Here is a 4,452-nt window from a genome sequence, read left to right as displayed (position 1 = left end):
GCAAGTGCGTTGATGGCAATGCCCGCGAGAAGCAGTGTGGCCGTGGCTGCCTGTCCTCGCGATTGCGCAAGGCCCTGTATGGCAAAGGTCGCAGCAAGCCCGCCGCCAAAGGCAGCAAGTGGAAGAAAGATCGGCGAGGCAAGGAAGGGGTAGCTCGCAGCCACGCTCGCGCCAAGCACGATCACGAAGACCGCGCCGAGTGCCGCGCCGCTGGAAACGCCGATCAGGCTTGGGTCTGCAAGCGGGTTACGAAACAAGCCTTGAAACGCAGCACCCGCCCCGGCGAGGGCCGCGCCCACAAGCGCGGCGAGAAGCGCGCGCGGCAGACGGATCATCTGGATGATCGCCGCCACGCGTTGATCGACTTCAAGCCCGAATAGCGCGCGCATGACTTCGCCCATGCTCATCTCGACCGCACCCGTCGTCAGCGACAGGAAGAAGGCGATGACGAGGAGAGCCGTGAGCCCGCCCAATATGGCAGGCCTCTTCATGGCGCGGGAGACAGGCGCGCCTGTTTCGGCAATGGGGCTCATTGAGCTTTCGTCCATTCCCGTTCAGGCAATGGCACAAACGTATGTTCGGGGTGAATCTGTGTAGCAAGATCACGGATGGCGTGGGCAAGGCGCGGCCCGAAGCCTGCGAGATAGAGCGCGTCCATGGTAACGAGCCGGCCCGCGCGTGCGGCCGGCGTTAGAATGAGCGCGGGGTCAGCCAGCACTTTTTTCTTGCCGCCCAGCGCCGCGACCGTCTGTTCCGTCAACAGAATATAATCAGGTTCCGCTTCCGCCGCCGCTTCAGGTGAGAAAGGCCGGAAGCCTTCAAAGGCGGAGACGGCGTTCACCCCACCTGCAAGTTTGATGGCCGCATCAACCGCAGTGTTCTTGCCCGAAACAAGCATGGGGCCACGCCCGGCTTGCAGGAGGAAAAGAACGCGCGGGTGGCGGTCAAGTGTTTCCACCTCACCAAGCACCGCTTCCATATCTCTTTTGAGCGTATCAATGAGAGCAGCGGCTTCCGCCTGGCGGCTGAGGGCGGTGCCCACGGTTTCGATATGGGCATAGACATCAGCTGGCGCGAAGCCATCCTTCAGCTTCACGATCTCGACGCCCGCTTGCGCGGCCTGTTCGAGCGCGGATGCAGGGCCTGCTTCCGATCCCGCCAGGATGAGGTCAGGACGAAGCGAGAGAAGCCCTTCCGCCGCAAGCTGCCGCACATAGCCCACATCGGGAAGCGCATCTGCTTTGCGCGGATAGATGCTGGTGGAATCAACGCCGACAAGCATATCGCCCGCACCAAGCGCATAGACGATCTCGGTGGTGGAGCCACCAACGCTTACAATGCGTTGGCCTTCCGCATGGGCGGGCGCTGCGAAAAGCAGCGCCGCGCCGAGCAGGCCATTCCTCAGAAAGCTTTTCATGCGGCTTCCTTTTCAGAGAGGCCGCTCACCACCTCGCGCCAGTTGACGTCTTCCGGTTCCCCGGGCTTGCGCTTGCCGAAAAGCGTGGCGATCAGACCGCCTTCCTTGTCGAAAAGCTCAACCGAGGTGACGACACCATCTTCCGTCGGTTTCAGAACCACCCATGCGCTGTCGATATGGTCTTCGCGCAGATGCAGGTTGAATGCTTCGTCGAGCACATTGAACCACGGCCCCATCGGCTTCAGGTTTTGTACGGTCCCGGTATAGATCTGCACCATGCCCGGATTGCCGACAAAGACCATGATCGAAAGGTTCCGCTCGCGCGCCGTTTCAAGCACTGCGCGAAGCGCGTTGGTTGAAACCCTGTAGGAGCGCGTCTCGCCTGCAAGGCGCAGGCCCTGAAGTCGCTGCACCTTGTATTTGAGAAGCAGCCCGTGGAAATCATGCGTGTCCTTCATCGCATCCCATGCCGCGCGGAAGCCGGGCACGTCAATCTCGCTGTCATCCCGTGCTTCGCGCTTCTTCGGCGCGGGAGGGATGGAAAGCGGCGTCGCCTCCGTTGCGAAGCGTGCGATCAGCGCATCAAAGGCGGCAACATCTGTTTGCGGTGTCTGGAATATCTTGTGAACCGCGCCACCCTGACCATCGAAGAACTGGAGGCTGCGGCGCTTCTCGCCATCATCCAGCGTGTCAACCACAGCAAAGCCGAACTTCCACTGCGTGAAGAAGATCCGCAGATCAATATCTTCGCCCACGATCAGGCCAACATGCGCGCCGCCTTCAAGCTTGCCGTAAATGCCCTTGCGTTCATGAACAGCGGATTCATTCCGCGTCAGCGCCATCACGCGGCCAAGGCCGCTTACAGCGTCGATGATGTCGGCCCATTCGGAGCGAAGCTGCGTCACAGCGGATTTCTCGCTGCCCAGCGCCACGAGTTCGGCTTCGGAAATACCGAGCCGGGCCGCGATGTCGCGGGCACGCAAGCCGGGTTCAGCGGCAAGCAATGCCGCGCGCTTTTCGATCAGCGCTTCGCTTGAGGGTGTGGTGGACATGGCTGCTCCTTTCGTGAGCGTGGTGAGCTTCGTCTATCGAAGAGCGAAATGAACGGGGATATGGACCCAGGCGATGACGGGCCTGCCGTCGCGCCGCTCGGGTTCGAATTGCCACCCGCGCGCGGCGCGTATTGCTGCGTGGTCGAGAAGCGCATAGCCGGAGCTTTCGAGAATGATGACTTCGGCTGCATTGCCTTCATCGTCGAGCTTCACCCGCACCATCGCGACGCCTTCTTGTCCGAGATCGCGCGCCCGGTTCGGATAGACAGGCGGGCGCGGCGTCACACGGAAGCGCGGCGTGGAGACAAGGATTTCGTCATTCGCCACGTCATCGGCAGATGCACGGCCTGTGCCCGCGCCCTTGTTGTTGGGTTGGTGAGAGGCGGAGAAAATTTGTGTCTCGCTCTGGGCAGTGATAGCGCTCGCTTCGCTCACATGGGGCTGAGGCGTCGCCTCTTGTTCGGGTTTGGGTTTCGGGCGCTGAACGACCGGCTCGGGGAGCGGCACCGCATTCTTGATACGCTCAACCACAGGCTCGGGATCAGGCATGGGTTCGGGAAGGGAAAGGGGTTTAGTAGTGGCAACGGGCGCGGCCTTCATGGGCGCAGCAGGAGCCAGGGGAGAAAGTTCAACAAAGGTAACGGACAACCCTTCCTCAACGCTTTGCGGCGCAGGAACGCCGCTCTGCCACCAGAAGATGAGCGAAGCACAGACGGAAATATGAAGAAGAAGCGAAGCCGCCACCGGGCGACGCAAGGTGCGCGGTGAAAGGAGGAGAGGCGAGGAACCCCCCTCCTTTGCGCCGGATCCTTCATCTGCGGTGGCGACCATGCTCATGCGCGATACCTCAGAAGCGCACCGTCGCGTTGAACGCGACACTGCGACCGGGTTGCGCATAGCGCGGGATGACAGGATTACCCGCAGTGATGCCGATCAGATCCTGCGAGATGTAATATTCCTCATCCGTGAGGTTGAACATGCCCGCATTGAGCGTGAGCGCTTCTGTCAAATTGTAATGCGCCATGATGTCGATGACGGAGTAGGAAGGCGTCTGCACATTGCCGATGGTTGAAACGCGGTCATGGCGCCATGCATGTGTGAAGGCGATCTCGCTGCCCCATGTGCCATTGTCATAGGCAACGCCGATAACGGCTTTCACTGGATCAACAGAATCGATCGGTGCGCCGGTGCGATCGTCTTCGCCGCGTGCATAGGAAGCCGCACCTTTCAACGTCCATTCCGGCGTGGCCGCATATTCACCCCGCGCTTCCGCCCCGAAGATTGTGACTTCGGAGAGATTCTGGAACTGGAAGGTCGTGTCCGCCGGCGTACTGCCGGGCAGCGTCACGGTTTCGATGAAGTCTTCATACTCATTGTAGAAAGCAGAGAGCTGGAAGCTCGAACCGCTGGCAAAGCGCCCGCGAATGCCAGCTTCATAGCCATCCGATGTTTCAGGCTTCAGATCGGGATTGGGAATGAAGCGATAGGTGAAGGTGGAGCCGGGAGGCGGGAAGGGCACGAAGACGCTGTGCTCGAAGCCGCTATTCAGGCTGTCATAAGGCGGAGCGCGGAAGCCATGCGCATATTGCGCGAAGAGCTTGTATTCCTCCGTGACATCGAAGGTGACGCCGAGCTTCGGAGAGATTTCCGTTTCCGTCACTTCGACCGGCGTGAAGGCCGGATTGGCGACGTTCTGGTACATCCAGTCCGGCTTCGGCTCCATGTTGTAATAGTCGAAGCGAATGGCCGGAATGACATTGAGGCGGCCAAGCGAAATATCGTCCTGAATGAAGAAACCCGCCTTGATGGTTTCCGTATCGGGAAAATATTTCGCGGGGAACTGGATCGAGCCGACATTGTTGGTGATGACGCCGGTTGTGAGGTTCTCTTCCGTACGATAGCGCGGGCGCGAGCTTTCCGTGTAGTCGGCAACAGCGCCATAGGTGAAGCTATGCGTGGCGCCGAAGAAATCCCGCGTCGTGT

General features: G+C 60.4%; 5 protein-coding genes. All 5 read right to left on the bottom strand.

Going from position 1 to position 4,452, the window contains the following annotated elements:
- The coding region (locus WBF74_RS14680) for an iron chelate uptake ABC transporter family permease subunit (RefSeq protein ID WP_424441244.1) at window positions 1-533 on the bottom strand (533 nt) is incomplete at its 3' end.
- The gene (locus tag WBF74_RS14675; RefSeq protein WP_424441242.1) at window positions 530-1,417 is read right to left on the bottom strand and encodes a heme/hemin ABC transporter substrate-binding protein; all 888 of its coding nucleotides are present in this window, start codon (window positions 1,415-1,417) and stop codon (window positions 530-532) included. The genes WBF74_RS14680 and WBF74_RS14675, both read right to left, overlap by 4 nt.
- The gene (locus tag WBF74_RS14670) at window positions 1,414-2,469 is read right to left on the bottom strand and encodes a hemin-degrading factor (RefSeq protein WP_424441240.1); all 1,056 of its coding nucleotides are present in this window, start codon (window positions 2,467-2,469) and stop codon (window positions 1,414-1,416) included. The genes WBF74_RS14675 and WBF74_RS14670 overlap by 4 nt, the downstream gene beginning before the upstream one ends.
- Window positions 2,470-2,502: 33 nt before the next feature.
- On the bottom strand, window positions 2,503-3,306 hold the full coding sequence (locus WBF74_RS14665; RefSeq protein ID WP_424441238.1) for a TonB family protein: 804 nt from the start codon (window positions 3,304-3,306) through the stop codon (window positions 2,503-2,505).
- Window positions 3,307-3,316: 10 nt separating this feature from the next.
- Window positions 3,317-4,452, bottom strand: a 1,136-nt coding sequence (locus tag WBF74_RS14660; RefSeq protein ID WP_424441236.1) for a TonB-dependent receptor domain-containing protein, incomplete at its 5' end; no start/stop codon positions are given.

This window comes from Parvibaculum sp. (assembly GCF_049672805.1).
GTDB lineage: Bacteria > Pseudomonadota > Alphaproteobacteria > Parvibaculales > Parvibaculaceae > Parvibaculum.
Note: the sequence above shows the minus strand (reverse complement) of the source record. Positions and strands in the feature narration are given on the sequence as shown.

What these genes read in the sequence shown, in the direction of transcription:
- WBF74_RS14675 (WP_424441242.1), bottom strand. Translation starts at nt 1,417, where the DNA reads ATGAAAAGCTTTCTGAGGAATGGCCTGCTCGGCGCGGCGCTGCTTTTC.
- WBF74_RS14670 (WP_424441240.1), bottom strand. Translation starts at nt 2,469, where the DNA reads ATGTCCACCACACCCTCAAGCGAAGCGCTGATCGAAAAGCGCGCGGCA.
- WBF74_RS14665 (WP_424441238.1), bottom strand. Translation starts at nt 3,306, where the DNA reads ATGAGCATGGTCGCCACCGCAGATGAAGGATCCGGCGCAAAGGAGGGG.